Raw genomic sequence first — 22,357 nt, 5'->3', positions numbered from 1 at the left:
TTCTTCGTTGATGCGTTCAATATTTCGTTTTCCCGCTTCAGTTTTGATCAGGCCCATGATGTAAGCTCGACTCAACTCGTGACCATCAGACGTTTCGTTTTGAAAATACTCATGATAATCCTCAATATGAACTGAGAGATTATCAACCATGGTTTTCAACACCACATCTTTTTCATTATCAATACTGTTAGCCATGATTCACCATTTTCCAACATTATTTTTCCCTAGAAATAATATTTGCAAATCATAAGCTTATGTCAAGATAACAAAGTAGAATTAAAGAGCTAACGTATCAATAAACTAACATAATCTTTAACGATGAGGTCTGACGTGACGCGCTTAGATACGAACAATTCGGGCTCTCTCGATTGCGAGCGGACCCGATCCTGGCGTCTGGTGTTCCAGACGCTTGAAACCTTACTGAGAAGAGAGAAGAAAATCAAGCCCCATATGATAGCAATTCAAGACCACTCATCATCAATCGACGATGGGGTTCTCAGATTAGGTAGGCTGCTCGCTTCCACCAAGATGAGAGGGACACCAAACCAGAATCAGGTTTCAGTCAGAATCTGATGTTAAGGAATCGTGTCACAGGACTTAATCAATAAATAATACGTAGTGAATGATTTCCGCCGTTAAACCGCCAAATTAAACCAACAGATCGTCGTGACAGGCAGATCAATGTAACAACTATTAAACAATCAAATCACTGGTCATTGTAAAATTGCGTCCACAATGAGTTTCAAGGTCGATTGCGCATAAAATTTTTTGGCTTGGTATTGACATGACCGCCGCCAGAAGAATACGATGCTTTCGCAGTCAGAGATTAGTGGCGACTTAAATTATTCGACCCTGCTCTATTCTCTGACTGCTCGCGCCAAGGTGCGAAATTACATTTTCTTAAATCGATGCCCTTATTCAAGGAGTTTTTATAATGAATTTAGATCACTCTCATTACAATTTGATTTTTGAGCACTATGGTACTCATGGACCTGAAAAAATCGCTATCCACCTCAGTAGTGAACTTCAAGTGACGGTTACTGCTAAAGACGTTACGAAGATTGCCAGCGATCTTCGTAAGAAGACGCAGCGCAAAATCGACCTGCTCGAAAAGGATGGCAAGGTTGATCAAGCAGAAACCCTTCGGGAACGGCTTGCTTTAGCGATCCCTCCTAAGCGTCGCCCGGTGAATAAGGCGATGGAGTCCGCTGTAGAGGGGTTTATGGCATCGCCAATGCCGTCTGATCCAGCACCGGTCGAGGAGGAGCACGGTACGCCTTAAGTTAAGCTGGTGGGCATTCTCTTTTAATCATTGAATGGGGCGCTTTGCGCCCCATATTTTTTCCGCGAGCAATGGATGACTTCATTGCGTTCGTTCGGATCATGGGTGATTTCATACTTCGCATACTGAATACAGTAACCGCCGTCACTGCGGAAGCCGCTAGGGCAGGAAGAGCCGACTTTGGGGATGACGATTTTATCGTCTGCTGCTTGGGCGATGGTTGGACAACTGCGGGGACTTGGGATGGGACCGGGAGGTGATCCAACCGGTGGGAAAAACAGGCGTGATCGCTTGTGTCAGTTAGGGAGTCGCAACCGTCGAAGCATTTTCAGCAATTCCGTGAATTTTATCGGTGGGGTTGTTTTGCTGGGGCATTAGCGGGGCAAGAAGGGTCACTGGACACTCTATAACTGGAGCGGTTCGGTCGAGCCCGCTGACAATCGAGTAAGGGGATGAGACATGGCAGCGACCTTGAGGATGCCGAAGGGATCGCAATCCTTGCTCCACAACATAGCACCGACATAGCACCAAAGAAAAACGGCCTAGACGCTTTGCATCTAAGCCGTTGATTGTATGGAGCTGACGGTCGGATTCGAACCGACGACCTGCTGATTACAAATCAGCTGCTCTGCCAACTGAGCTACGCCAGCTTGGGAGGCGCGACACGTTACTCTGCGTCAGCGACAGCCGGATTCTACAGTGAAGACCGGGGGTTTCTCAACGGGCAAAGTCTGGCCCTGATGATTCTCTGTTTACTGAAGCCAGGCGAGGCTCTAGGCTCACGACTTCGATCCGCATTCCCTATCGAGGTTCCGGACGCCATGAGCCTGATTCAACCGACACAAATCCCTTTCGACGACGCACGGCTGGCGACGGCGCGGGCCGGGTTGCTGCCCGCGCTGCGCGCCTTTCTGCCCGAGGATGCGATCCTGGCGCGGCAGGAGGAAGTCAGTCCTTACGAATGCGATGGTCTGTCCGCGTATCGGCAGTTGCCCCTGCTGGTGGTGCTGCCGCGCACGGTGGAGGAGGTCCAGCGGATTCTGCGCTTGTGCCATGAGCGCGAGGTGCCGGTCGTCGCGCGGGGCGCGGGGACGGGGTTGTCGGGCGGCGCCCTGCCGTTGTGCGATGGGATCGTGCTGAGCCTGGCGCGCTTCAACCGGATTCTGGAGCTGAATCCGGAGGCCCGCACCGCGCGCGTTCAGCCGGGGGTGCGCAATCTGGCGATCACCGAGGCGGCGACGGTCCACGGGCTGTATTACGCGCCAGATCCGTCGAGCCAGATCGCCTGTACCATCGGCGGCAATGTGGCCGAGAATTCGGGCGGCGTGCATTGTCTCAAGTACGGTTTGACGGTCCATAACGTGCTGGCGGTGACCGTCGTGACCATGGAGGGCGAACTCGTCGAACTCGGCTCTGCGGCGTTCGACTCGGCGGGCTATGACCTGCTGGCGCTCTATATCGGTTCCGAGGGCATGCTCGGGGTAACGGTGGAGGTGACGGTCAAGCTGCTGCCGGTGCCGGAGCGCGCCCAGGCGCTGCTCGCGGCCTATGACGATGTGGAGAAGGCCGGTCAGGCGGTCGGCGACATCATTGCCGCCGGCGTCATCCCGGCCGGGCTGGAGATGATGGATGGGCCGGCGATCCAGGCGGCGGAGGCATTCGTGCATGCCGGTTATCCGACCGACGCGGCGGCGATCCTGCTCTGCGAACTCGATGGCACCAATCAAGAAGTCTCGGAGCAGGTGATGCGGGTGCGTGAGCTGTTGCTGGCCAGCGGCGCGACCGAGGTGCGGACCTCGACGGACGATGCCGAGCGGCTGCGTTTCTGGAAGGGTCGCAAGGCGGCGTTTCCGGCGGTCGGGCGTCTCTCGCCGGATTATTACTGCATGGACGGCACCATTCCGCGCCGCGCGCTGCCCGAGGTGTTACGGCGCACCGCCGAGTTGTCCGAGGAATATGGTCTGCGGGTGGCCAATGTCTTCCATGCCGGCGACGGCAATCTTCACCCCTTGATTCTGTTCGATGCGAATCGGCCGGGCGAACTGGAGCGCACCGAGGAACTGGGCGGGCGCCTGCTGGAACTTTGCGTGGAGGTGGGCGGCACCATCACGGGCGAGCATGGCGTGGGCATCGAGAAGATCAATCAGATGTGCGTGCAGTTCTCGCCGGAGGAGTTACGGCAGTTTCATGCCGTCAAGGCGGCCTTCGATCCCAAGGGGCTGCTGAATCCGGGCAAGGGCATCCCGACCCCGCGTCGCTGCTCGGAATATCGGCAGTTGCCGGATCGCCAGCATGCCCATCCCCACTGATCGTCCATCCGGTTCAATACCGCTTTCATTCAGGCTGATTGATGAATAACGCCGACCGTCTCATCGACCCCGAGGCTGCGACCGATGACAAGTCGATCGACCGCGCCATCCGTCCGCGCAAGCTGGTCGATTATGTCGGCCAGCCGGCGGTGCGCGAGCAGATGGAGATATTCATCGGCGCGGCGCGCGCACGCAAGGAGGCGCTGGATCATGTGCTGATCTTCGGTCCGCCCGGACTCGGAAAGACCACGCTGTCGCACATCATCGCCCACGAGATGCAGGTGACGCTGCGCCAGACCTCGGGGCCGGTGCTGGAGAAACCGGGCGATCTGGCTGCGCTGCTGACCAATCTGGACGCGGGCGACGTGCTCTTCATCGACGAAATCCACCGTCTCAGCCCGGTGGTCGAGGAGATGCTCTATCCGGCGCTGGAGGATTATCAGCTCGATATCATGATCGGCGACGGACCGGCGGCGCGCTCGATCAAGCTCGATCTGCCGCCCTTTACCCTGGTCGGCGCGACCACGCGCGCGGGGCTGCTAACCTCGCCGCTGCGCGACCGCTTCGGCATCGTGCAGCGGCTGGAGTATTACTCGGCGGAGGATCTGACCACCATCGTGAAACGCTCGGCCCAGATTCTCGCCATCGAGACCGATCCCGATGGCGCCGCCGAGATCGCGCGGCGTTCGCGCGGCACGCCACGCATCGCCAATCGTCTGCTGCGCAGGGTTAGGGATTACGCGCAGGTCAAGGCCGATGGGCGGATCACGCGCGAGGTGGCCGATCGTGCGCTGGGGATGCTCAAGGTCGACGCACTGGGCTTCGATCACATGGACCGGCGTCTGCTGGAGGCCGTGATCGAGAAGTTCGACGGCGGACCCGTGGGGGTGGAGAGTCTGGCCGCCGCGATCGGCGAGGAGCGCGGGACGATCGAGGACGTGCTGGAGCCGTTCCTGATCCAACAAGGGTATCTGATGCGGACCCCGCGCGGGCGCATGGCGACCCAGTCGGCCTATTTGCATTTCGGGCTGACGTCGCCGCGCTCGCTGCAGCCGGGGAGCGTTCCCGATTTGTTCGAGTCCTCGGACAATTGAACCGCAAAGGACGCGAAGGGCGCAAAGAATGCATCTTGCTGTTCTTTGTGTCCTTTGCGCTTTTCCGGTTTTCATTCAGCCGATTCAATCACCCCGTCAGCGCCGCGAACACCGCCGGCAGCCGTTCGGGCAGCCGCTGGACATGGTCGACGATGGAATAGCTGTTCTCGCCGAAGATGCGGGCGACATAGCGGTCCGCCTGGGGGTCGAGCGTCAGGCAGTAGGTATGGATGCCGAGCATCCGCAGATCGTCGACCGCTTTCTTGGCGTCGTGGCGCAGATACTGCGGGTCGCGTTCGTCGATGTCGGCGGGCTCGCCGTCGGTGATGACCAGCACCAGGCGCTTTTTGGCCGATTGCTGGGTGAGATGCCAGCCGGCGTGACGCAACGCGGCGCCCATGCGGGTCGAGAGTCCGCCCTTCATCCCGGCCATGCGTGACTTAGCGTGATCGTCGTAGGGCTGATTGAAGTCCTTGAAGCGGTAGTATTGGACATCGTGGCGACCGTCCGAGGCGAAGCCGTGGACGGCGAAGTTGTCGCCGATGGAGTCGATTGCCCAGGCCAGCAGGCCGGTGGCCTCGCGCGTCAGGTCGAGGATGCTCGGGGCGTCCGCGTACCCCGGTTCGCCCTCGGCGATTCCGACCTTCTCGTTGGTGGACTGCGACAGATCCATGAGGACCACCAGCGAGAGGTCGCGGATGTGGCGGTCGATCCGGATGTTGATGCGCGGGTCGGGCATGATGCCGCGCCGGATGTCGATCATGGCGCGCACGGCGGCGTTCAGGTCCAGTTCCTCGCCTTCCTCGTAGCCGCGCCGACGGACGATGCCCTGGGGTTGCATGGCGTCGATCAGATGCCGGATGCGGCTCGCGACCGGTTTGTGTTTGGTCAGGATCTCGTCCATCCGCTCCGGGTCGCCACGGCCCTGGCGGCGCTCGATGACGGTCGCCCAATCCGGACGATAGAGCTGAACGTGGTAGTCCCACTCCTGATAATGATAGGGGTCGGAGACCGGTTCCTTGCCCTCCAGTTCGTTGATGGTGCAGCCTTCCTGGTCGAGCCAGAACTCGGTCGAGAGAGTCCAGATCTCCTGGGCGTCGTCGCCGGCCAGTTCGCAGTCCAGTTCGTTGACCATCTCCATGACGCTGACGTTGCGCCGGACCTGCTGCTGGGAGACCGGGAGATAATCGGTCCCGCGCGTGAGGAAGAGGTTCTCGTCGAACGCCCAGACATAACGGTTGTCGTCCCGGTAGGGCAGGGGCCAGGACTCCAGGATGCGTACGCTCGGCAGCGGGATGACCTGGAGAACCCGGTTGTAGAAGGTCACGCCGGCGTCCCAACTGATGCGGTTGTCCTCCGCCCGCTCGGCGAAGACGCGCCGAAAATCCTCGGCGCTCTCGTTGATCAGCGGATGGGCGTCGCGATAGTCCGCGTCGAGCAGCGCCTGGGCCAGACGCATCATCAGATCCATCATCGGATGACGCTCGCCGTCATCGTCGCCGCCCGGCGGTGTGGTGAAGAATTGCAGCCAGAGCTTTTTCAGGCCGGGAAATTCGCGGATGGCCAGATTCTCGACGCGCGCATCCTCGAAGATCCCGATGAAGGCCATCTGTGCCTGGCTCAGTTGTTCGGCGCTGAGCGGCTGGGTGGTATAGACCATGTGCGCGGCGCAATGGGCGGCGGCGGCGCGATAGAGTTCGATCCCGGCGATGCCACGCCAGGGGTCGAAGGCGTCGGGCAGATGGATCTGGAAATCCTCGACGAAGGGCTTCAGACCCTGGCGCGACTCATAGTCGCCGGAAGTCGGGCGCATGAAGAAGGCGCGCGCCCAGAGCGCGCGCAGATAGAAATTGAGCCGGCGCTGGTTGTCGACGAAGAGGGTACCGCGACGCTCTTTCTGGAGCACCGATCGGGAGGATTCGGTCTGGAGCCCGAAATAGGCCATCTGACCGTCCAGATCCCGCGCATGCGCCTGCGCACCCCAGAGCGCCCAGCGGCGTAGCCCGCCGAGGGTCAGCTTGGAGAGCAGTTCGTCCATGTTCTCCATCATCGGGCGCAGACCGCGCGGGGCCTTGCCGGCGAGCTGATGGAGCAGATTGAGATAGCCGCGCAGTACCTCCGCATCGCCGAGCCGGCTGGCGGCTAGCGGCATGTTGGCCATCATCAGGGTGACCACGGTTCCCGAGGTGTGCGAGGCGAGCTTCATCAGGGCGCTGACGACCTCGGGGATGATGTCCTCGCCGACCTCTTTGGCGACCCCCGGCATTTCCTGGACGTAGGTTAGTACCAGATCCGTTCCCCTGTTCAGCCCGCACATGGCGCGGATGCCGGTCAGATAATGCCCCAGTCCCTGCGCAGACATCACCCGCGCCGCCTCGTGATAGCTCGCCTCCAGCGCCTGGGCGTGCGGGTGCTCGGGATCGGCCTTGAGGCAGGAGAGGTATTCGCTGAAGTCGATGGTCATTTTAGGAGCCTCCAGCTTTCAGTCGCCAGCTTCCAGCCAGAGGGTTTCAGCGGGTAGCGAGCGTCTATACGGCGGATTGAACGAGTTTGGAGAGCAGGCCCGCGAGCATGCGACGCACCTCGGAGCAACGCACCATCAACACTTGGGCTTGATCCTGGGATAGATAGTGTAGGTCTCTGGATAGCAAACATTGGTATTCGAGCTCGTTGGCTGAACCCACCGCGATTCTGACGAATCGGGCAAAATCCGCATCGGTTCCCCGGCCACAACCTTCGGCGATATTGGAAGGAATGGAGACGGCGGCGCGCCTCATCTGGGCGGATAGCCCAAACCGCTCGTCCGCAGGAAATCCCTTCGTCGCGTCATACACAGAGAGCGCCAGGAGATGCGCGCTAGTCCAAACACTCAGTTTGCGATAATCCCTCATCCGCGCCCCTGCGCTGGTGGCTGAAAGCTGGCGGCTGGAGGCTCAAAAATACGTATTCACCGCCGCGTCCAGGGTATCGCGCATATCCGGATCGTCGGTCAGCGGGCAGACCAGGGCCATGCGGGCGGCGGATTGCGGGTCGATGCCCTTGCCGATGAGTTGGGCGGCATAGACCAGGAGTCGGGTCGACATGCCTTCGTCCAGTCCGTGTCCCTTGAGATTGCGGCTGCGATGGGCAACCTGAACCAGTTTCTCGGCGGTCGACTGGTCGACTCCGCCCTCGTGGACGACGATCTCGGTCTCGATCTCGGCGGTGGGGTAGTCGAAATCGAGCGCGCCGAAGCGTTGCTTGGTGGATTGTTTCAGATCCTTCATCAGGCTCTGATAGCCGGGGTTGTAGGAGATGACGATCTGGAAATCCGGGTGCGCCTGGACCAGCTCCCCCTTTTTCTCCAGCGGCAGATTGCGGCGATGGTCGGTGAGCGGGTGGATGACGACCGTGGTGTCCTGACGCGCCTCGACGACTTCATCGAGATAGCAGATGGCGCCGATGCGCGCGGCGACGGTCAGCGGGCCGTCCTGCCATTTGGTGCCGTTGATGTCGAGCAGGAAGCGCCCGACCAGATCCGAGGCGGTCATGTCCTCGTTGCAGGCGACGGTGATCAGCGGCTTGCCGAGCTTCCAGGCCATGTACTCGACGAAACGGGTCTTGCCGCAGCCGGTCGGCCCCTTGAGCATGACCGGCATGCGGGCCTCGTAAGCAGCCGTGTACATCTCCACCTCGTTGTGCACGGGGCGGTAGTAAGGCTCGCTCTTGATCTGGTATTGGTCACGGTCGATGTCGGTCATGGCGACGATTTCCAGGGTTGGATGCGATGGAGGTTAAGCGGCCAGCGGCCAGCGATCAGCGGCCAGCAAAAGGTTGATTCGGCTGGCTGCTGGAGGCTGAAAGCTGGCGGCTGTCAATCAGACCGGCTTGCCGCGGAACACCACCATCTCGGCGCCCTTGGACTGGGCGTAGTTGTCGAAACCGATCAGGCGCACATGGTTGTTGGGATGCGCCTTGTGACAGGCCTCGGCCTCGGCTAGGATGGCGTCGACGTTGGTCTCGCCGAACATCGGCAGCTTCCACATGTACCAGAAGTGGTCAAAGGCGTTTTCCGGCTCGGTGTGCTCGATGGCCGGGTTCCAGCCCTTGTTGACGATGTACTCGACCTGCTTGCGGATGCGGTCGGCATCCATCGCCGGCAGATAGGAAAAGGTCTCGAACTTACGGCTGTTGACGTCTTCGAGACTGGACTTGTAATCCTGCATTTCGCTCATTGGTGTGATGCTCCGATTGTTCTTGATTTGAGCCTCCAGCCTCCAGCGGCCAGCTTCCAGCGAGTGGAAGCAGGCGGCCGTGGTTTAGCTGGTGGCTGATCGCTGGTCGCTGGCAGCTTACTTGTGCGCCACGTCGAGCTTGTCGACGGTGTCGAACTCGAACTTGATCTCCTTCCAGGTCTCCATCGCGATCTTCAGCTCGGGGCTGGAGGCGGCGGCCTTGGTGAGCACGTCCTTGCCTTCCTTCTCGATCGCGATGCCCTGGTTGCGGGCCTCGACGCAGGCTTCCAGCGCGACGCGGTTGGCCGCGGCGCCGGCTGCGTTGCCCCAGGGATGACCCAGGGTGCCGCCACCGAATTGGAGGACGGAGTCGTCGCCGAAGATGGTGACTAGGGCCGGCATGTGCCAGACGTGGATGCCGCCCGAGGCGACCGCGAAGGCACCCGGCATCGCACCCCAATCCTGATCGAAGAAGATGCCGCGCGAGCGGTCTTCCTTGATATAGGAGTCGCGCAGCAGGTCGATCCAGCCGAGCGTGGAGGCGCGGTCGCCTTCCAGCTTGCCGACGACGGTGCCGGTGTGCAGGTGGTCGCCGCCCGACAGACGCAGGATCTTGGTCAGCACACGGAAATGGATACCGTGATGCGGATTGCGGTCGAGCACGGCGTGCATGGCGCGGTGAATGTGCAGCAGCAGGCCGTTATCGCGGCACCACTGGGCCAACCCGGTGTTGGCGCAGAAGCCGCCGGTGATGTAGTCGTGCATGATGATGGGTGCACCGATCTCCTTGGCATACTCGGCGCGCTTGTACATCTCTTCCGGGGTCGGCGCGGTCACGTTCAGATAGTGACCCTTGCGCTCGCCGGTCTCGCGCTCGGCCTTGTCGATGGCCTCCATCACGAAGTCGAAGCGTTGACGCCAGCGCATGAAGGGCTGCGAGTTGACGTTTTCGTCGTCCTTGGTGAAGTCCAGACCGCCGCGCAGACACTCGTAGACGGCGCGGCCATAGTTCTTGGCCGACAGACCCAGCTTGGGCTTGATGGTGCAGCCGAGCAGCGGACGACCGTACTTGTTCATCATGTCGCGCTCGACCTGGATGCCGTGCGGCGGGCCGTTGCAGGTCATGACATAGGCGATCGGGAAGCGCACGTCTTCCAGACGCAGCGCGCGCACGGCCTTGAAACCGAAGACGTTGCCGACCAGCGAGGTGAAGACGTTGACGACCGAGCCTTCCTCGAACAGATCGATGGGGTAGGCGATGAAGGCGTAATAACAGGAATCGTCGCCGGGCACATCCTCGATGGCGTAGGCGCGGCCCTTATAATGATCGAGGTCGGTCAGCAGATCGGTCCAGACCGTGGTCCAGGTGCCGGTCGAGGATTCGGCGGCGACAGCGGCGGCGGCTTCTTCACGCGGCACACCGGCCTGCGGGGTGATCTTGAAGCAGGCAAGCAGGTCGGTTTCCTTAGGCTTGTAATCGGGCATCCAGTAAGTTTCGCGGTATTCCTTGACGCCCGCGCTATATGTCTTTGCCATGCTGGAAAGTCCTCAGTGTTTAAGGTGTGGTGATGTCTCGCCGGCTCTGCCTTGGTGCCGCCTTTGCGTCGCGGTGAATCCAGTGAGTGGCTGAACCTGGAGAAATCATAGCGGGACAAAGGTTATAATGAATACTCAAGGTTTTTTATGAATAGCCTAACAATTTACTTATGATTTGGTTCTTTCTGGATTCGGCCGGTTTCGCATCGTGCATCTTTCATTAAGACAACTCCGGGTTTTCGAGGCGGTCGCGCGCCGGTTGAGCTACACCCGCGCGGCCGAGGAACTGCACCTGAGCCAGCCAGCGGTTTCGATGCAGGTCCGTCAGCTTGAGGACGAAGTCGGACTGCCGCTGTTCGAGCGACTGGGCAAGCGTATCCTGCTGACCGAGGCGGGACAGGAGGTCCAGCATTACAGCCTGGCGGTCAACCGCTCGCTGCTCGAAATGGAGGAGATTCTGGAGTCGCTGAAGGGCGTCGGCCGGGGGCGCCTGCAGATTGCGGTGGCGAGCACGGTCAACTATTTCGCGCCGCGCCTGCTGGCGGTCTTCCAGCAACGCTATCCAGGGATCGGTCTGCGCCTGGATGTCACCAATCGGGAGACGCTGGTGCACTTGCTGGAGAGCAATGCGGTCGATCTGGTGCTGATGGGAATTCCGCCCAAGGGCATCGATGTCGAGTCCGAGGTCTTCATGGAAAATCCGCTGGTGGTGATCGCCCCGCCGGATCATCCGCTCGCGGGCGCGCGACGGATTCCGATGTCCCGGCTGGCCGATGAGGTCTTCGTGATGCGCGAGCCCGGCTCCGGCACCCGGCAGGCGATGGAGCGCTTTTTCAGCGAGCGCGGTCTGACGATTCGCCACGGGATGCAGATGACCCGCAACGAGGCGGTCAAGCAGGCGGTGCGCTCGGGTCTGGGGCTGAGCGTGGTGTCGCTGCACACCATCGAGCTGGAACTGGAGACCCGCCGGCTCGTGACCCTTGATGTCGAGGGCTTCCCGGATCTGCGGCAGTGGCATCTGGTCTATCGCCGCGGCAAACGTCTGTCGCCGGTCGCGCGCGCCTTTCGGGATTTCGTCCTCGCGGAGGCGGCGACCATTGCCGCGCCGGCCCTGTTTCGGCTTGAAAACCCCTAGAGAAAACCGCGTCGATTACAAGTGGGCAGCCCGGACGCGATTCGTCTAAACTAGCCAATCCGTCAAAAAAAAGACCTCTTCATCATGCCGCACCGCACCTTGAGCGATCCCGGTGTCGTCTCGCACCGACGCCAACTCCTTGACGCGATCGATAGCCCCGTCGACCTGCGTGCATTGTCCCAGAGTCAGCTTCCCGAGGTGGCGAGCGAACTGCGCGCCTTTTTGATCGACTGCGTGTCCAAGACGGGCGGCCATCTGGCGGCCGGACTGGGCGTGGTGGAGTTGACCATCGGTCTGCATTATGTCTTCGATACCCCGCATGATCGGCTGGTGTGGGACGTGGGCCATCAGGCGTATCCGCACAAGATCCTGACCGGGCGGCGCGAGCAGATGAGCTGTCTGCGCCAGAAGGGCGGTCCCTCGGGTTTCCCGAAACGCAAAGAGAGTGCCTACGACACCTTTGGCGTCGGTCACTCCAGCACCTCGATCAGCGCCGCGCTCGGCATGGCCCTGGCCGCCAAGCAACGCGGCGAGCGCCGGACGGTGATCGCCGTGATCGGCGATGGCGCGCTGGGCGCCGGCATGGCCTTCGAGGCGTTGAATCACGCCGGCTCGATGGATATCGACCTGATCGTCATCCTCAACGACAACGAGATGTCGATCTCTCCGCCGGTCGGCGCGATCAGCGAGCATCTGGCGCGCCTCTTGTCCGGCAAGCTCTATACCAGCGTGCGCGAGGGCAGCAAGACCGCGCTGGCCGGACTGCCCCAATTGCGCCATCTGGTCGGTCGCTGGGAAGAGCACATGAAGGGCATGGTGATGCCGAGCACCCTGTTCGAAGAGTTGGGATTCAATTACATCGGTCCCATCGACGGTCACGATCTCGATTCGCTGGTCAAGACGCTGCGTAACGTCAAGGGCATGCCGGGTCAGCGTCTCTTGCATGTCGTGACGCAGAAGGGGCACGGCTTCGAGCCCGCCGAGGGTCAGCCGACGACCTATCATGGCGTGACGCCTTTCGATTGCCGCACCGGCGAGCTGCGCAAGGGCAAGAGCAATGGCCCGAGCTACACGCAGATTTTCGGTCACTGGCTGTGCGACACCGCCGAGCAGGATCCGCGTCTGGTCGGCATCACTCCAGCCATGTGCGAGGGCTCCGGCCTGACGGCCTTCTCCAAGCGGTTTCCTGAGCGTTTCTTCGATGTCGGCATCGCCGAGCAGCATGCCGTAACGCTCGCCGCCGGCATGGCCTGCGAGGGACTCAAGCCGGTGGTGGCGATCTATTCCAGTTTTCTGCAACGGGCTTACGACCAGCTCATCCACGATGTTTGTCTGCAAAACCTGGATGTGACCTTCGCCGTCGACCGGGGCGGTCTGGTCGGGCCGGACGGCGCCACGCATGCCGGGAGTTTCGATCTCAGTTTCGGTCGTCCGATCCCCAAGCTCATTATCCTGGCCCCGTCGAACGAAAACGAGTGTCGCCAGATGCTCAGGACCGCCTACGAGCATCAGGGGCCGGCGCTGGTGCGCTACCCGCGCGGCGGCGGATCGGGGGTCGCGATCGACCCGAACGCGCCCGCCTTGCCCATCGGACGTGGCGAGATCGTCCGCCAGGGCCGACGGATTGCCCTGCTCGCCTTCGGCAGCATGGTAACGCCCGCGCTGGAGGCCGCGGCCAGTCTGGATGCCACGGTGGCGAACATGCGCTTCGTCAAGCCGCTCGATGAGTCGCTCATTCTGGAGCTTGCGCGGGGCCACGATCTGCTGGTGACGATCGAAGAGAACGCCATCGCGGGCGGCGCCGGCAGCGCGGTCTCCGAGTCGCTGTCCGCACGGGGCCTGGTCGCGCGCTGTCTGCATCTCGGACTCCCGGACCGCTACATCGAACATGCCGAACACGCCGAGCAACTGGCCAGCTGCGGGCTGGACGCGGACGGGATCCTCGCCAGCGTGCGCGCCGAACTCGACCGTTTGGCGCCGGACAACGCCGATGCGGCTGCCTTTGAGCCATTCCGTCAGCAGGGGCGGGGCGCTTAATTAGGTCACACTCTCACGCGGTCACCGACGATGCTTCAAATCCGCCCGATCCAGGCCTTCTCCGATAACTACATCTGGCTGCTGACGGAAGGCTCGGGCAGCGCCGTCGTCGTGGATCCGGGGGACGCGGATCCGGTGCTGGAGACGCTCGCGGCCGAGCGTCTGACGCTGACCTCGGTCCTGGTGACCCATCATCATCAGGACCATATCGGCGGACTCGACGACCTGCTCGCGGCCTTCCCCGAGGCGCGTCTGTACGGGCCGCGTGACCGGCGTATCCGCGACCTGACCGACCGGGTGGGCGAGGGCGATTCCTTCCAGCCCGCTGGACTCAAGACCGACGTCCGCGTGCTGGAGGTTCCCGGTCACACCGCCACGCACATCACCTATCTGGGCGCCGGTCGTCTCTTTTGTGGCGACACTTTGTTCGCCGCCGGCTGTGGGCGAGTGTTCGACGGAACCTTCGAGCAACTTGCCCATTCGCTGGAGCGGATCGCCGCTCTGCCGGGCGACACGCTCTGCTACTGCGCCCACGAATACACCCTGGCCAACCTGGGCTTTGCTCAATGGGTGGAACCGGACAGCGCCACGTTGGCGGACCGCCTGCGGGCCGACCGACAGCGGCGGGAGACCGGACAGCCCACGGTGCCCTCCCGGCTTGATCTGGAACGGGCGACCAATCCCTTTCTGCGCACGGGCGAGCAGGGAGTCATTGCCGCCGCCGAGGCTTTTGCCGGGCACGCGCTTGATTCTCGCGCCGAGGTGTTCGCGGCTTTGAGACGCTGGAAGGACGAACGCTACGATTGAGCATCGACCGCGCTTGCTGTGACGGGTGGCGTCAGGTTAAACAGGCGCGCTCTCGGGACCGCCCGGTTGCATTCGGTTTCCCGGCCGTCAGACCGAAGCGAGGACGCAGCATGCAACTCGGCAACCGCGGGATTCGTCGGCCCTCACTCCGGCTCCTGCCTTGCCGCCTTGATCGCACCGATCCGCGCTGCTCGAATCCGCTCCGGAATCAACCGCGACTCGCGTGTCGCCAGCGCGATGGCGCCGACATCCACCCCGGCGACGACGTCGAGCAGTCGACGCAATTGATCACCTTGCGGATAGGGGCGTTCCTCGTAACCGGTTCGACCCCGATAATCGGCCTCGCAGGCGATCAGCATCTGATGGAAGCGCGCCGGTCGGCGGATGGCGTCGGCCCCTTCGAGCAGATCCAGAATGGTCCCCGCCCGCAGCTCGTCGACCTTGTGGACGAGGCCATGATCGCGGGCGGTGATGCGCGCCAGTTCGCGACAGCGGTTGGGGATTTTAAAACGGTCGCACAGGGCATCCACCAGCGCCGCGCCGCGCGCCTCATGGCCCCGATGACTGGGCAGAATGTCTGGTGGTGTGGTGCCCTTGCCGAGGTCATGACAAAGCGCGGCGAAGCGGATCTCCAGGTCCGTCGACAGACGCGCGGCCATGTCGAGCACCAGCATGACATGAACACCGGTGTCGATCTCGGGATGCCATTGGATGGGCTGGGGCACGCCCCACAAACGATCCAGCTCCGGCAGCAGCCGCGCCAGCGCCCCGCAGTCGCGCAGCACCTCGAAGAAGCGCGAGGGGCGGTCTTCTCCCAGCGCGCGCGAGAGTTCCTGCCACACCCGCTCGGGCACCAGCGCATCCACCTCGCCGGCCTCGACCATGGACCGCATCAGCGCGCGGGTCTCGTCCGCGACCCGGAAACCGAGATCGGCAAAGCGGGCGGCAAAGCGCGCGACCCGCAGAATCCGCACCGGATCCTCGACGAAAGCCGGCGAGACATGCCGCAGCAGCCGCGCGTCCAGATCGGCCAGTCCGCCATAGGGATCGACGATCTCGCCCGACTCGCGCTGCGCCAGTGCATTGATCGTCAGGTCGCGACGCAGCAGATCCTGTTCCAGCGTCACCTCCGGATCGGCATGCACGGCGAACCCATGATAGCCGGGCGCCGTCTTGCGCTCGGTACGCGCCAAGGCGTATTCGTCCTTGGTTTCGGGATGCAGAAAGACCGGAAAATCCTTGCCGACCTGCTGAAATCCCCGTTCGAGCAGATTGTCCACGGTCGCGCCGATCACGACGAAATCGCGTTCCGTCACGGCGCGTCCCAGCAGGCGGTCGCGCACGGCGCCGCCGACCAGATAAGCGTCCAAGTCTTGCGTGGCGCTCATGAGACGCTTCCAGCCACCAACCGGGGCGACGGGCCGACAGTGCCGTCAACCGTCAGGTCGGGCGCCGGGCTGGCAGTGATTTCAATCGACTCGTCCACGCGTGTCTCCGTATTCCGATCGTTTTGGGATTATATCCAATGCAGGGTTGCGGTTAGAATGAACGCATTAAACTGCGTCCAGCGCGATATGCGTAATTTTCAGTTTGTGTTTGGCTCTGGGGATTTCACCAGACTCACAAGAGACGCGGTTTAAAATTTTATATTTTTTAATATCTTAAACCGCGTCCGCTCCGACTATCCTAGATGCGGCCAAGGTTTATCCAATCCAAAAACATCGCATACCGCACTGGACGCGGTTTAAGATCCGTACTCGAACAGCGATCAAGGTCCGCGTGCTTTCCGGGACCGCCGAGTGCAACTCGGCGGTCCCGGGGTTCTTGGCTGGCGGCTTGCGTGACTCATTCATCAAGGGATAAAACAGATGCGTTTTTTCGGCTACTTGCTGCTCTTCGCGCTGATTGGCTATGCTCTCTGGCCCTATTACACGGTATATCGACTCGACGCCGCCATTAACCAGCAGGATGCCAGTCAGCTTGCCGAGCTGGTGGATTTGCCGGCCATTCGCGCCAACTACAAAAAGCGAGTGGCCTCGGGCGCCGATGCGATCTTTCCCTCCGGCGATCCCGATAGCGTCATGCACTGGATCCGCCAAAATCTTGAGCGTCTGGGCGATTCCGCCCTGGATCAGGCGGTCACGCTACCCTGGGTTCACGAAACGCTGCGCGATGCGGTCAGTCAGGCGACGGGCCAGAGTCCGCCCTATCTTCTGGCTAGTATCGGCTTTGCCTTCTTTGAGTCCTATCATCGCTTTTTGATCCGCATCGGAGATCTTGGCCAGGGGCCAACCCATCTGCGGCTCTCGCTGGTGGACGGCCATTGGAAGATCACGGATATCGTGCCTTAGCAATATTGGCACTGATTGCACGTCCGCGATGACCTCATTGTCACCCTGGTGGACTCGCGAGCATGTTCCTCGTCTGTTGACGGATCTGGTCGCCGCCGAAGTCGCGCGCCTGCGGCCTGGACTGCTCGGGTTGCGCAACGCCCTGGAGCCGATCGCCGCAGCCGCGGCCGAGCGGATCGGCCCGGGGATGGGCCGGGATCTCGGGACGCTTGAACTCGACTCGTTGGAGTTTCTGGATCTGGCCACGGTGGTGGTGGTGCAGTTCCATCTTCACGAAACGGGGCTCGACGATGACCTCATGGCCAGTCGCCACCTGGGAGAATGGGCCGATCTTATCTTGCGCAGCCGCGCCCGCTGGGATGAAGCGATCAGCTTTCAGACCTCCGGCTCTACCGGTCGCCCGAAACTCTGCACCCATTCGATGCCTTTCCTGGAGCAGGAGATCGCGTACTTTGCCGACCTGCTGCGTGACCGACAGCGTGTGCTCAGCGCGGTGCCTGCCCATCATATCTACGGTTTCCTGTTTTCGGTCATGCTACCAGCCCTCTTGGGCATTCCGGTACGAAACGTGCGCGATACGCTGCCCGGCAGCGTACTCAGGCGCGCTTGCGCGGGCGATCTGATCCTGGGGCATCCGAGCTTTTTCGATCTGTCCACCCGCACTCCGGTCGCGGTGGCGGACGACGTGATGGCTCTGACCTCGACCGCGCCTTGTCCAGAAGCGGTCTGGCGTCGACTCGGCGCGGCGAGTTTTGCCAGGGTGATCGAGATCTATGGCGCCTCGGAGATCGCGGGGATCGGTATCCGCGAGGCGTTGGACGCCCCTTTCCGACTTCTGCCGCATTGGTCGCGCGTTGCCGGTTCTCATGATCGGATCCGACGGTGGCGGACGGCTGACGAAGCGGTGGAGAGTGAGCTTCCGGACCATGTCCGATGGCTCGACGACCATGCTTTCCACGTCACTGGACGTCGTGACGGAGCGGTGCAGGTCGGCGGGGTGAATGTCTTTCCGCAACGGGTGCGGCATTGTCTGTGCGAGCATCCAGAGGTCGCGGACGCGCTGGTGCGTTTGGCGAGTGTCGGGCAAGGCGGGCGATTGAAGGCGTTCGTCGTCCCTGGTCCCGCCTGTCTTGAGGCCGAGCGTCTGCCCGAGCGCCTGCAACTCTGGCTTGCCCAACGCCTGACGCCCGCCGAACAGCCCCGTTCCATCACCATCGGGTCGCAACTGCCAAGGTCGGTTCTGGGGAAGGCGATGGATTGGGATTAGGCTTTTTCGGTGGTCAGTGGTCAGTGGTCAGTGGTCAGTGGTCAGTGGTCAGTGGTCAGTGGTCCGTTGCCTGCCTGCTTTTCAGGCGTAAAGCTTCCTCCGGGGGGACCGGACGCGACCAGAGATAACCCTGCCCCCAATCGCACCCGAGTTCCTTGAGCAGTTCGAGTTGCCGCGGGGTTTCGATGCCCTCGGCGATGACCTCCTTGCCGATGGAATGGGCCATGGCGATCATGCCGGCGACCAGACTGCGGTCGCGGGGGGCCTCGATACCGCGAATGAATCCGCGGTCGATCTTGAGATTCGAGATCGGTAGCTCGCGCAGATAGACCATGGAGCTGAAGCCGGTGCCGAAATCGTCGAGCGACAGCGTGACGCCGCCACGGTCCAGGATGTTCAGGGAGGTTTTCACGCTCGGCGTCATGCGCAGCAGCAGGGATTCGGTAATCTCGATCTCGATCAGATCCGGCGGCACGTCGGCGGCGTGCAGGTCTTCGAGCAACCGGCGCGCGAAGCCGCGCGCCTCCAGGTCGGCGGCGGAGACATTGATGCCAAGCCGCACGCCCTCGCCGTCGTGTTCGAGCTGTTCGCGCAGGAGCCGGATGGACTGGCGCAGCACGGCGGCGGTGACGGCGCCAATCAAGCCGTTGCGTTCGGCCGCCGGGATGAAATCGCTCGGCATGACGATCGCGCCATCCTCGTCGCGCCAGCGTGCCAGAACCTCGAAGCGCCGCTGCCGCTCGGTGGCGGCGATGGCGATCTGCGGCTGAAGCAGGATTTCGATGGCGTCCATGGGCGAGCGGCCCAGCACCGCGCGGTCGATTTCCAGGCGTTTGAGCGCCTGCGTTTCCAGATTGCGATCGAAGGGGCGGGCACAGTTGCGGCCATCCGCTTTGGCGCGATAGAGCGCCAGATCGGCCTGCTTGAGCAACTCGCCAGGCTCGGAGTCGGCGCCGCCGATGGCGAGCCCCAGCGAGCAGGTGATGGAGAAGCTGTCCCCCTCGATCAGAATGGTCTGGCGCAGCGTTTCGATCATCCGCTCCACGCGCGCGAGCGGATCCTCGCCCGCCGGTTGCGGCAGCAGCAGCACGAATTCGTCGCCGCCGAGTCGCGCGGCCAGGCCACCGCCGGGCAGGGATTCGCGGATGCGCTCGGCCAGGGCACGCAGCAGGAGATCGCCCTTGTCGTGACCGAGGGTGTCGTTGATGGTCTTGAAATGATCGATATCCAGGAGCGCGACCGAAAAACAGTGACCATCGCGCTGGCTGGTCTCGATCGACTCGGCCAACGCCTCGCGGAAGCGCGCCCGATTCGGCAGTCCGGTCAGCGAGTCATGCAGGGCGCGATGACGCATCTCCTCGCGCGACTGGCGCAATTGATCGCGCTGACGCGCCAGCGACTGGGCGAGGCGCTCGAAATGCGCGGCATTGGCGACGATCACCTGCTGGATCAGATTCTTCAGCGCCAGTCCGGTGGCCAGCGCGACCCGCGACCAGGGCCGCGCATGATGGGTGCGTTCTTCCTTCCAGACCTGAAAGGTCCGGTTCGACCAGCCGAAGGGACGCTCGCCATCGCTGGCGGCGAATGGCAGCGAGGCCGGATCGGCACCCCAATTGACGGTGTATTTGACCCGTCGGCGTCCGAACAGCAGGATGTCGTCGTGCCGGTCGTCGACGAAGATCGCCATGACGCCGGCGAGTCGATCCGGATAGGTCGCCGCCGGCTCGAATTCGCCGGAGAGACAGTCGGTACTCCAGAGCGGTCCGGGGCGTGTCCGCAAAAAATCGAGCAGGGTCTGGATGTGGCCGTTCGGGATGTTGCAATCCTGACCCAGAAAGAGCGGTTGACCGTGATGGTAGATCTGGACCATGTCCGCGCCGACCAACTCGCACAACAGTTGTTCCTTGCCGATGAAACTCTCCGGAAAGGGCTGCTCGATGTCGATCTCGCCGACGATGCCGTTGACCTCCGCCATTCCCAGTTCGCTGGCGCGATTGCGCTCGCGCTCCTCGACCAGACCCAGTCGCGCGGACAGACAGCCGCTCAGTTCGATCAGTCCGCGCCGCAGGGTGGCCGTCACCGGATGGGGGGCGCGATGATGAAAGATGATCAGTCCCCAGAGCCGCTCCTCATGCAGGATCGACAGCGACATGGAGCCGTTCACGTCGAAGCGTTTCAAATAGTTGCGGTGAATCGGCGATTGCGCGCGCAGATGGGCGACGCCGATATCGATGGCGTCGGGGGCCAGGGTTTTGCTCAAGAGCGGCACGTCGGAGTGATCGCGGCTGGGCGCGTAGCGCAGCGGCGTCTCCCGATAGAGCGCGCGCGCCTGACGCGGAATATCGGTCGCCGGATAGCGCAGATCCATGATCGAGGGCCAGGCGCCCGGCAGCAGGCTCTCGGCGATCACGATCCCGTCGTCCTCGGGTTCGAAGCGGTAGGCGACCACGCGCTCGAATCCGGTCAGATAGCGGAAGATCTCGACGGCCTCCTGGCAGATCCTGGTGGCGCTGTCGCAGCCGCGCAGCCGTTGCTGGAAGGCGGCGAGATCGAAGCCGCGCAGACGCGCATCCATCGCCATCTCGCCATGGGGTTCGATCTCCAGCAGCAGACGCCCGCGCCAGCGGTGCACACGGACATCGAGCGGCAGCTCGCCGACCGGCGCCATCGCGCGAAAAAAGGAGGGACAAAAGAGGGCGGCATCCTCGCCCGCGCCCAGGCAGGCGAGTCGCTCGGCATCGCTGTCCGGCAAGGCCAGGGTTAGCGGCTCGCCAAGCAGGGTCTCGGGCTCCAGCCCCAGATACATGGCCGTATTGGCGCTACAGGCATCGATGCGCAGCGTTGCGGGATCGATCGTCAGCAGACAGCCGAAGGGTTGGATGGCGCCGCAGGTGGCGATGGGTTCCGCGTCGCATTGGGAAAAGTCGAAGGAGGCCGCCGACAGCGCCGCCAGCGTTTCGCAGAATTTGCCGGAGATCAGGTCATGGGCGACCTGTTCGTTGCGCGGCGGCAGTTGGCGCAGGGGTTCGATGAGGATCCAGAATTCGCCGGGGCGATGCGAGGCGCGCATTGAAATACGGACCTGAATCGGGTGCATCTGGAAATCGAAGACAAACTCGAAGGCGGCGTTCAGGTGTCCGGTCAGGACGCCCCGGCGGAAACGTCCGTAGAACTCGGGCACGACCGTGCAGGGCGCCACCTCGGAGAAGAAGTTGCGTCCGATCACCGCCTCGGGTTCGCGATTCGTGATCGCCGCCTGGGAGCGGCTGTAAAACAGGATGACGCCCTCGGCATTGACGCGGATCGCCCCGCAGGGCAGACGGTCCAGTTGCTCCTCGGACAGGTTGTCCAGTTGCCGGGGGTCGTGGATGTCGATGGCGTCATTGAACATCATGGGTTGGGCTTCGGCTCCAGCACGCCGCAGAAAACCGGTTATTATCCCTCAAGGATCGCGTATTTTTTGCAGAAAGCCGAAAAAAGCTTCCTGTTAAACCGCGTCCAGCACGATATGCGTCATTTTCAGTTTGTGTTTGGCTCTGGGGATTTCACCAGCCTCACGAGAGACGCGGTTTAAAATTTTATATTTTTTAATCTCTTAAACCGCGTCTGCTCCGACTATCGTCGATGCGGCCAAGGTTAATCCAATCCAAAAACATCGCATACCGCACTGGACGCGGTTTAGCATCTCCCTGGCTTCAACGGGCGCCCAGCCCGTCCAGATAGCGTCCGATCAGATCCTCGGTCAGCGCCTCGGCGGTGGCATCGCCGCCGAGGGCGAGCTTGTCGGTGATCGTCAGCACGGTAATGCCATGCACGCCGCTCCAAAGCGCTTGAGCGGACCGGCGCACGGCAAGCGGATCGCGTTCGGGTGCCAGGGTGGAAAGATAGCCGGCCACCCGCGTGAAAAAATCCTCGATCTTCGCGAGCAGGCCAGCCGGAACCTCCGCGTTCGCGGGCAGGACATGTTCGAAGATCAGCCGCCAGCGGACCGGATGCGCGGTCGCGAAGGTCAGATAAGCGCGTCCCATGCCAAGAATGGCCTCGCGCGGTTCGCGACAGTCCGCCACGGCCACCTCGATCCCGGCGCGCAATTCATCGAGCGTGCGTTCGTTGACCTGCAGGATCAGATCGTCGCGGTTGCGGAAGAGAAAATACAGGCTGCCGGCCGTGTAACCGATCCGACCCGCGACGGCGCGGGTCGTCAGGATCGTTGGCCCTTCTTCCTCCAGCATGGCTACGGCCGCCTCCAGGGCCAGGGCCGCGAGTTCTTCCTTGCTGTGTTCGCCGCGTCGGCCCATGTCATTCCGCCAGGCGCTGTTGCCGCG

General features: G+C 62.1%; 17 protein-coding genes, 1 tRNA gene and 1 pseudogene. 9 read left to right on the top strand and 10 right to left on the bottom strand.

Annotation, left to right across the window (positions count from 1 at the left end; all coding sequences use genetic code 11):
* On the bottom strand, positions 1-195 hold a 195-nt coding region (locus CCR95_RS16520; protein ID WP_201092160.1), incomplete at its 3' end, for a hypothetical protein.
* A 739-nt stretch (positions 196-934) separates the two neighbouring features.
* On the opposite strand from CCR95_RS16520, the gene CCR95_RS16515 reads away from it, so the two are divergent.
* Positions 935-1,282, top strand: coding sequence for a hypothetical protein (locus tag CCR95_RS16515; RefSeq protein WP_201096245.1), 348 nt, complete (start codon positions 935-937; stop codon positions 1,280-1,282).
* A gap of 574 nt (positions 1,283-1,856) precedes the next feature.
* Here CCR95_RS16515 and CCR95_RS16510 read toward each other — a convergent pair.
* Positions 1,857-1,932: transfer RNA gene (locus CCR95_RS16510), tRNA-Thr, on the bottom strand.
* A 171-nt stretch (positions 1,933-2,103) separates the two neighbouring features.
* On the opposite strand from CCR95_RS16510, the gene CCR95_RS16505 reads away from it, so the two are divergent.
* Complete coding sequence (locus tag CCR95_RS16505) at positions 2,104-3,591, top strand: FAD-linked oxidase C-terminal domain-containing protein (protein WP_201096244.1); 1,488 nt, start codon at positions 2,104-2,106, stop codon at positions 3,589-3,591.
* 41 nt (positions 3,592-3,632) lie between these two features.
* A complete protein-coding gene (ruvB, locus tag CCR95_RS16500; RefSeq protein ID WP_201096243.1) occupies positions 3,633-4,685 on the top strand; it encodes a Holliday junction branch migration DNA helicase RuvB in 1,053 nt (350 codons plus the stop codon).
* Between the two features lie 88 nt (positions 4,686-4,773).
* Here the strand turns inward: ruvB and CCR95_RS16495 are convergent, their stop codons facing one another.
* The 5 genes from CCR95_RS16495 to CCR95_RS16475 all read right to left on the bottom strand — a co-directional run bounded on the left by CCR95_RS16495 (position 4,774) and on the right by CCR95_RS16475 (position 10,435).
* Positions 4,774-7,149: a nitric oxide reductase activation protein NorD gene (locus CCR95_RS16495; RefSeq protein WP_201096242.1), complete on the bottom strand. Its 2,376-nt coding sequence runs from the start codon at positions 7,147-7,149 to the stop codon at positions 4,774-4,776.
* 64 nt (positions 7,150-7,213) lie between these two features.
* Complete coding sequence (locus CCR95_RS16490; protein WP_201096241.1) at positions 7,214-7,576, bottom strand: four helix bundle protein; 363 nt, start codon at positions 7,574-7,576, stop codon at positions 7,214-7,216.
* Positions 7,577-7,618: 42 nt separating this feature from the next.
* Positions 7,619-8,425, bottom strand: coding sequence for a CbbQ/NirQ/NorQ/GpvN family protein (locus tag CCR95_RS16485; RefSeq protein ID WP_201096240.1), 807 nt, complete (start codon positions 8,423-8,425; stop codon positions 7,619-7,621).
* Between the two features lie 117 nt (positions 8,426-8,542).
* Positions 8,543-8,899, bottom strand: coding sequence for a ribulose bisphosphate carboxylase small subunit (locus CCR95_RS16480; protein WP_201096239.1), 357 nt, complete (start codon positions 8,897-8,899; stop codon positions 8,543-8,545).
* Positions 8,900-9,016: 117 nt separating this feature from the next.
* Positions 9,017-10,435, bottom strand: coding sequence for a form I ribulose bisphosphate carboxylase large subunit (locus CCR95_RS16475; RefSeq protein ID WP_201096238.1), 1,419 nt, complete (start codon positions 10,433-10,435; stop codon positions 9,017-9,019).
* A 208-nt stretch (positions 10,436-10,643) separates the two neighbouring features.
* Between CCR95_RS16475 and CCR95_RS16470 the strand changes: the two genes are divergently transcribed.
* From CCR95_RS16470 to gloB, 3 genes are all read left to right on the top strand, one after another.
* Positions 10,644-11,570, top strand: a complete 927-nt coding sequence (locus CCR95_RS16470; protein ID WP_201096237.1) for a LysR substrate-binding domain-containing protein — start codon at positions 10,644-10,646, stop codon at positions 11,568-11,570.
* Positions 11,571-11,654: 84 nt separating this feature from the next.
* Entirely contained in the window at positions 11,655-13,607 is a 1,953-nt protein-coding gene (dxs, locus tag CCR95_RS16465; RefSeq protein ID WP_201096236.1) for a 1-deoxy-D-xylulose-5-phosphate synthase, read from the top strand.
* A 30-nt stretch (positions 13,608-13,637) separates the two neighbouring features.
* Positions 13,638-14,414 (top strand): hydroxyacylglutathione hydrolase, encoded by a 777-nt coding sequence (gene gloB, locus CCR95_RS16460; protein ID WP_201096235.1) that lies wholly within the window; start codon positions 13,638-13,640, stop codon positions 14,412-14,414.
* Between the two features lie 143 nt (positions 14,415-14,557).
* On the opposite strand, the gene CCR95_RS16455 is transcribed toward gloB, so the two are convergent.
* Positions 14,558-15,802 carry a multifunctional CCA addition/repair protein gene (locus tag CCR95_RS16455; RefSeq protein WP_201096234.1) on the bottom strand — a complete coding sequence of 415 codons (1,245 nt, stop codon included), beginning with the start codon at positions 15,800-15,802 and terminating at the stop codon, positions 14,558-14,560.
* A 480-nt stretch (positions 15,803-16,282) separates the two neighbouring features.
* Here CCR95_RS16455 and CCR95_RS16450 point away from each other — a divergent pair, with 480 nt between their 5' ends.
* The 3 genes and pseudogenes from CCR95_RS16450 to CCR95_RS26420 all read left to right on the top strand — a co-directional run bounded on the left by CCR95_RS16450 (position 16,283) and on the right by CCR95_RS26420 (position 18,032).
* Positions 16,283-16,765, top strand: coding sequence for a DUF2939 domain-containing protein (locus CCR95_RS16450; protein ID WP_201096233.1), 483 nt, complete (start codon positions 16,283-16,285; stop codon positions 16,763-16,765).
* Positions 16,766-16,793: 28 nt separating this feature from the next.
* Positions 16,794-17,561 (top strand): annotated as a pseudogene (locus tag CCR95_RS26425) (AMP-binding protein); the annotation flags it as partial.
* 108 nt (positions 17,562-17,669) lie between these two features.
* Positions 17,670-18,032: an AMP-binding enzyme gene (locus CCR95_RS26420; protein WP_420825665.1), complete on the top strand. Its 363-nt coding sequence runs from the start codon at positions 17,670-17,672 to the stop codon at positions 18,030-18,032.
* Positions 18,033-18,087: 55 nt separating this feature from the next.
* On the opposite strand, the gene CCR95_RS16440 is transcribed toward CCR95_RS26420, so the two are convergent.
* Together CCR95_RS16440 and CCR95_RS16435 are read right to left on the bottom strand one after the other, a co-directional pair.
* Positions 18,088-21,426 (bottom strand): EAL domain-containing protein, encoded by a 3,339-nt coding sequence (locus CCR95_RS16440; protein ID WP_201096231.1) that lies wholly within the window; start codon positions 21,424-21,426, stop codon positions 18,088-18,090.
* A 301-nt stretch (positions 21,427-21,727) separates the two neighbouring features.
* Positions 21,728-22,330 carry a TetR/AcrR family transcriptional regulator gene (locus CCR95_RS16435; RefSeq protein WP_201096230.1) on the bottom strand — a complete coding sequence of 201 codons (603 nt, stop codon included), beginning with the start codon at positions 22,328-22,330 and terminating at the stop codon, positions 21,728-21,730.
* Between the last annotated feature and the right edge of the window lie 27 nt (positions 22,331-22,357).

Origin of the sequence: Thiocystis minor (assembly GCF_016653465.1) — a bacterium.
Lineage (GTDB): Bacteria > Pseudomonadota > Gammaproteobacteria > Chromatiales > Chromatiaceae > Chromatium > Chromatium minus.
The sequence above is the reverse complement of the archived record's forward strand: the minus strand, read 5'-3'. Positions and strand labels throughout refer to the sequence as shown.

Bases quoted from the DNA above. Each gene is read 5' to 3' on its own strand.
- gloB (WP_201096235.1), top strand. From the start codon at position 13,638: ATGCTTCAAATCCGCCCGATCCAGGCCTTCTCCGATAACTACATCTGG.
- CCR95_RS16450 (WP_201096233.1), top strand. From the start codon at position 16,283: ATGCGTTTTTTCGGCTACTTGCTGCTCTTCGCGCTGATTGGCTATGCT.
- CCR95_RS16485 (WP_201096240.1), bottom strand. From the start codon at position 8,425: ATGACCGACATCGACCGTGACCAATACCAGATCAAGAGCGAGCCTTAC.
- ruvB (WP_201096243.1), top strand. From the start codon at position 3,633: ATGAATAACGCCGACCGTCTCATCGACCCCGAGGCTGCGACCGATGAC.
- CCR95_RS16505 (WP_201096244.1), top strand. From the start codon at position 2,104: ATGAGCCTGATTCAACCGACACAAATCCCTTTCGACGACGCACGGCTG.
- CCR95_RS16495 (WP_201096242.1), bottom strand. From the start codon at position 7,149: ATGACCATCGACTTCAGCGAATACCTCTCCTGCCTCAAGGCCGATCCC.
- CCR95_RS16490 (WP_201096241.1), bottom strand. From the start codon at position 7,576: ATGAGGGATTATCGCAAACTGAGTGTTTGGACTAGCGCGCATCTCCTG.
- CCR95_RS16435 (WP_201096230.1), bottom strand. From the start codon at position 22,330: ATGGGCCGACGCGGCGAACACAGCAAGGAAGAACTCGCGGCCCTGGCC.
- CCR95_RS16475 (WP_201096238.1), bottom strand. From the start codon at position 10,435: ATGGCAAAGACATATAGCGCGGGCGTCAAGGAATACCGCGAAACTTAC.
- CCR95_RS16480 (WP_201096239.1), bottom strand. From the start codon at position 8,899: ATGAGCGAAATGCAGGATTACAAGTCCAGTCTCGAAGACGTCAACAGC.
- CCR95_RS16440 (WP_201096231.1), bottom strand. From the start codon at position 21,426: ATGATGTTCAATGACGCCATCGACATCCACGACCCCCGGCAACTGGAC.
- CCR95_RS16455 (WP_201096234.1), bottom strand. From the start codon at position 15,802: ATGAGCGCCACGCAAGACTTGGACGCTTATCTGGTCGGCGGCGCCGTG.
- CCR95_RS16515 (WP_201096245.1), top strand. From the start codon at position 935: ATGAATTTAGATCACTCTCATTACAATTTGATTTTTGAGCACTATGGT.
- dxs (WP_201096236.1), top strand. From the start codon at position 11,655: ATGCCGCACCGCACCTTGAGCGATCCCGGTGTCGTCTCGCACCGACGC.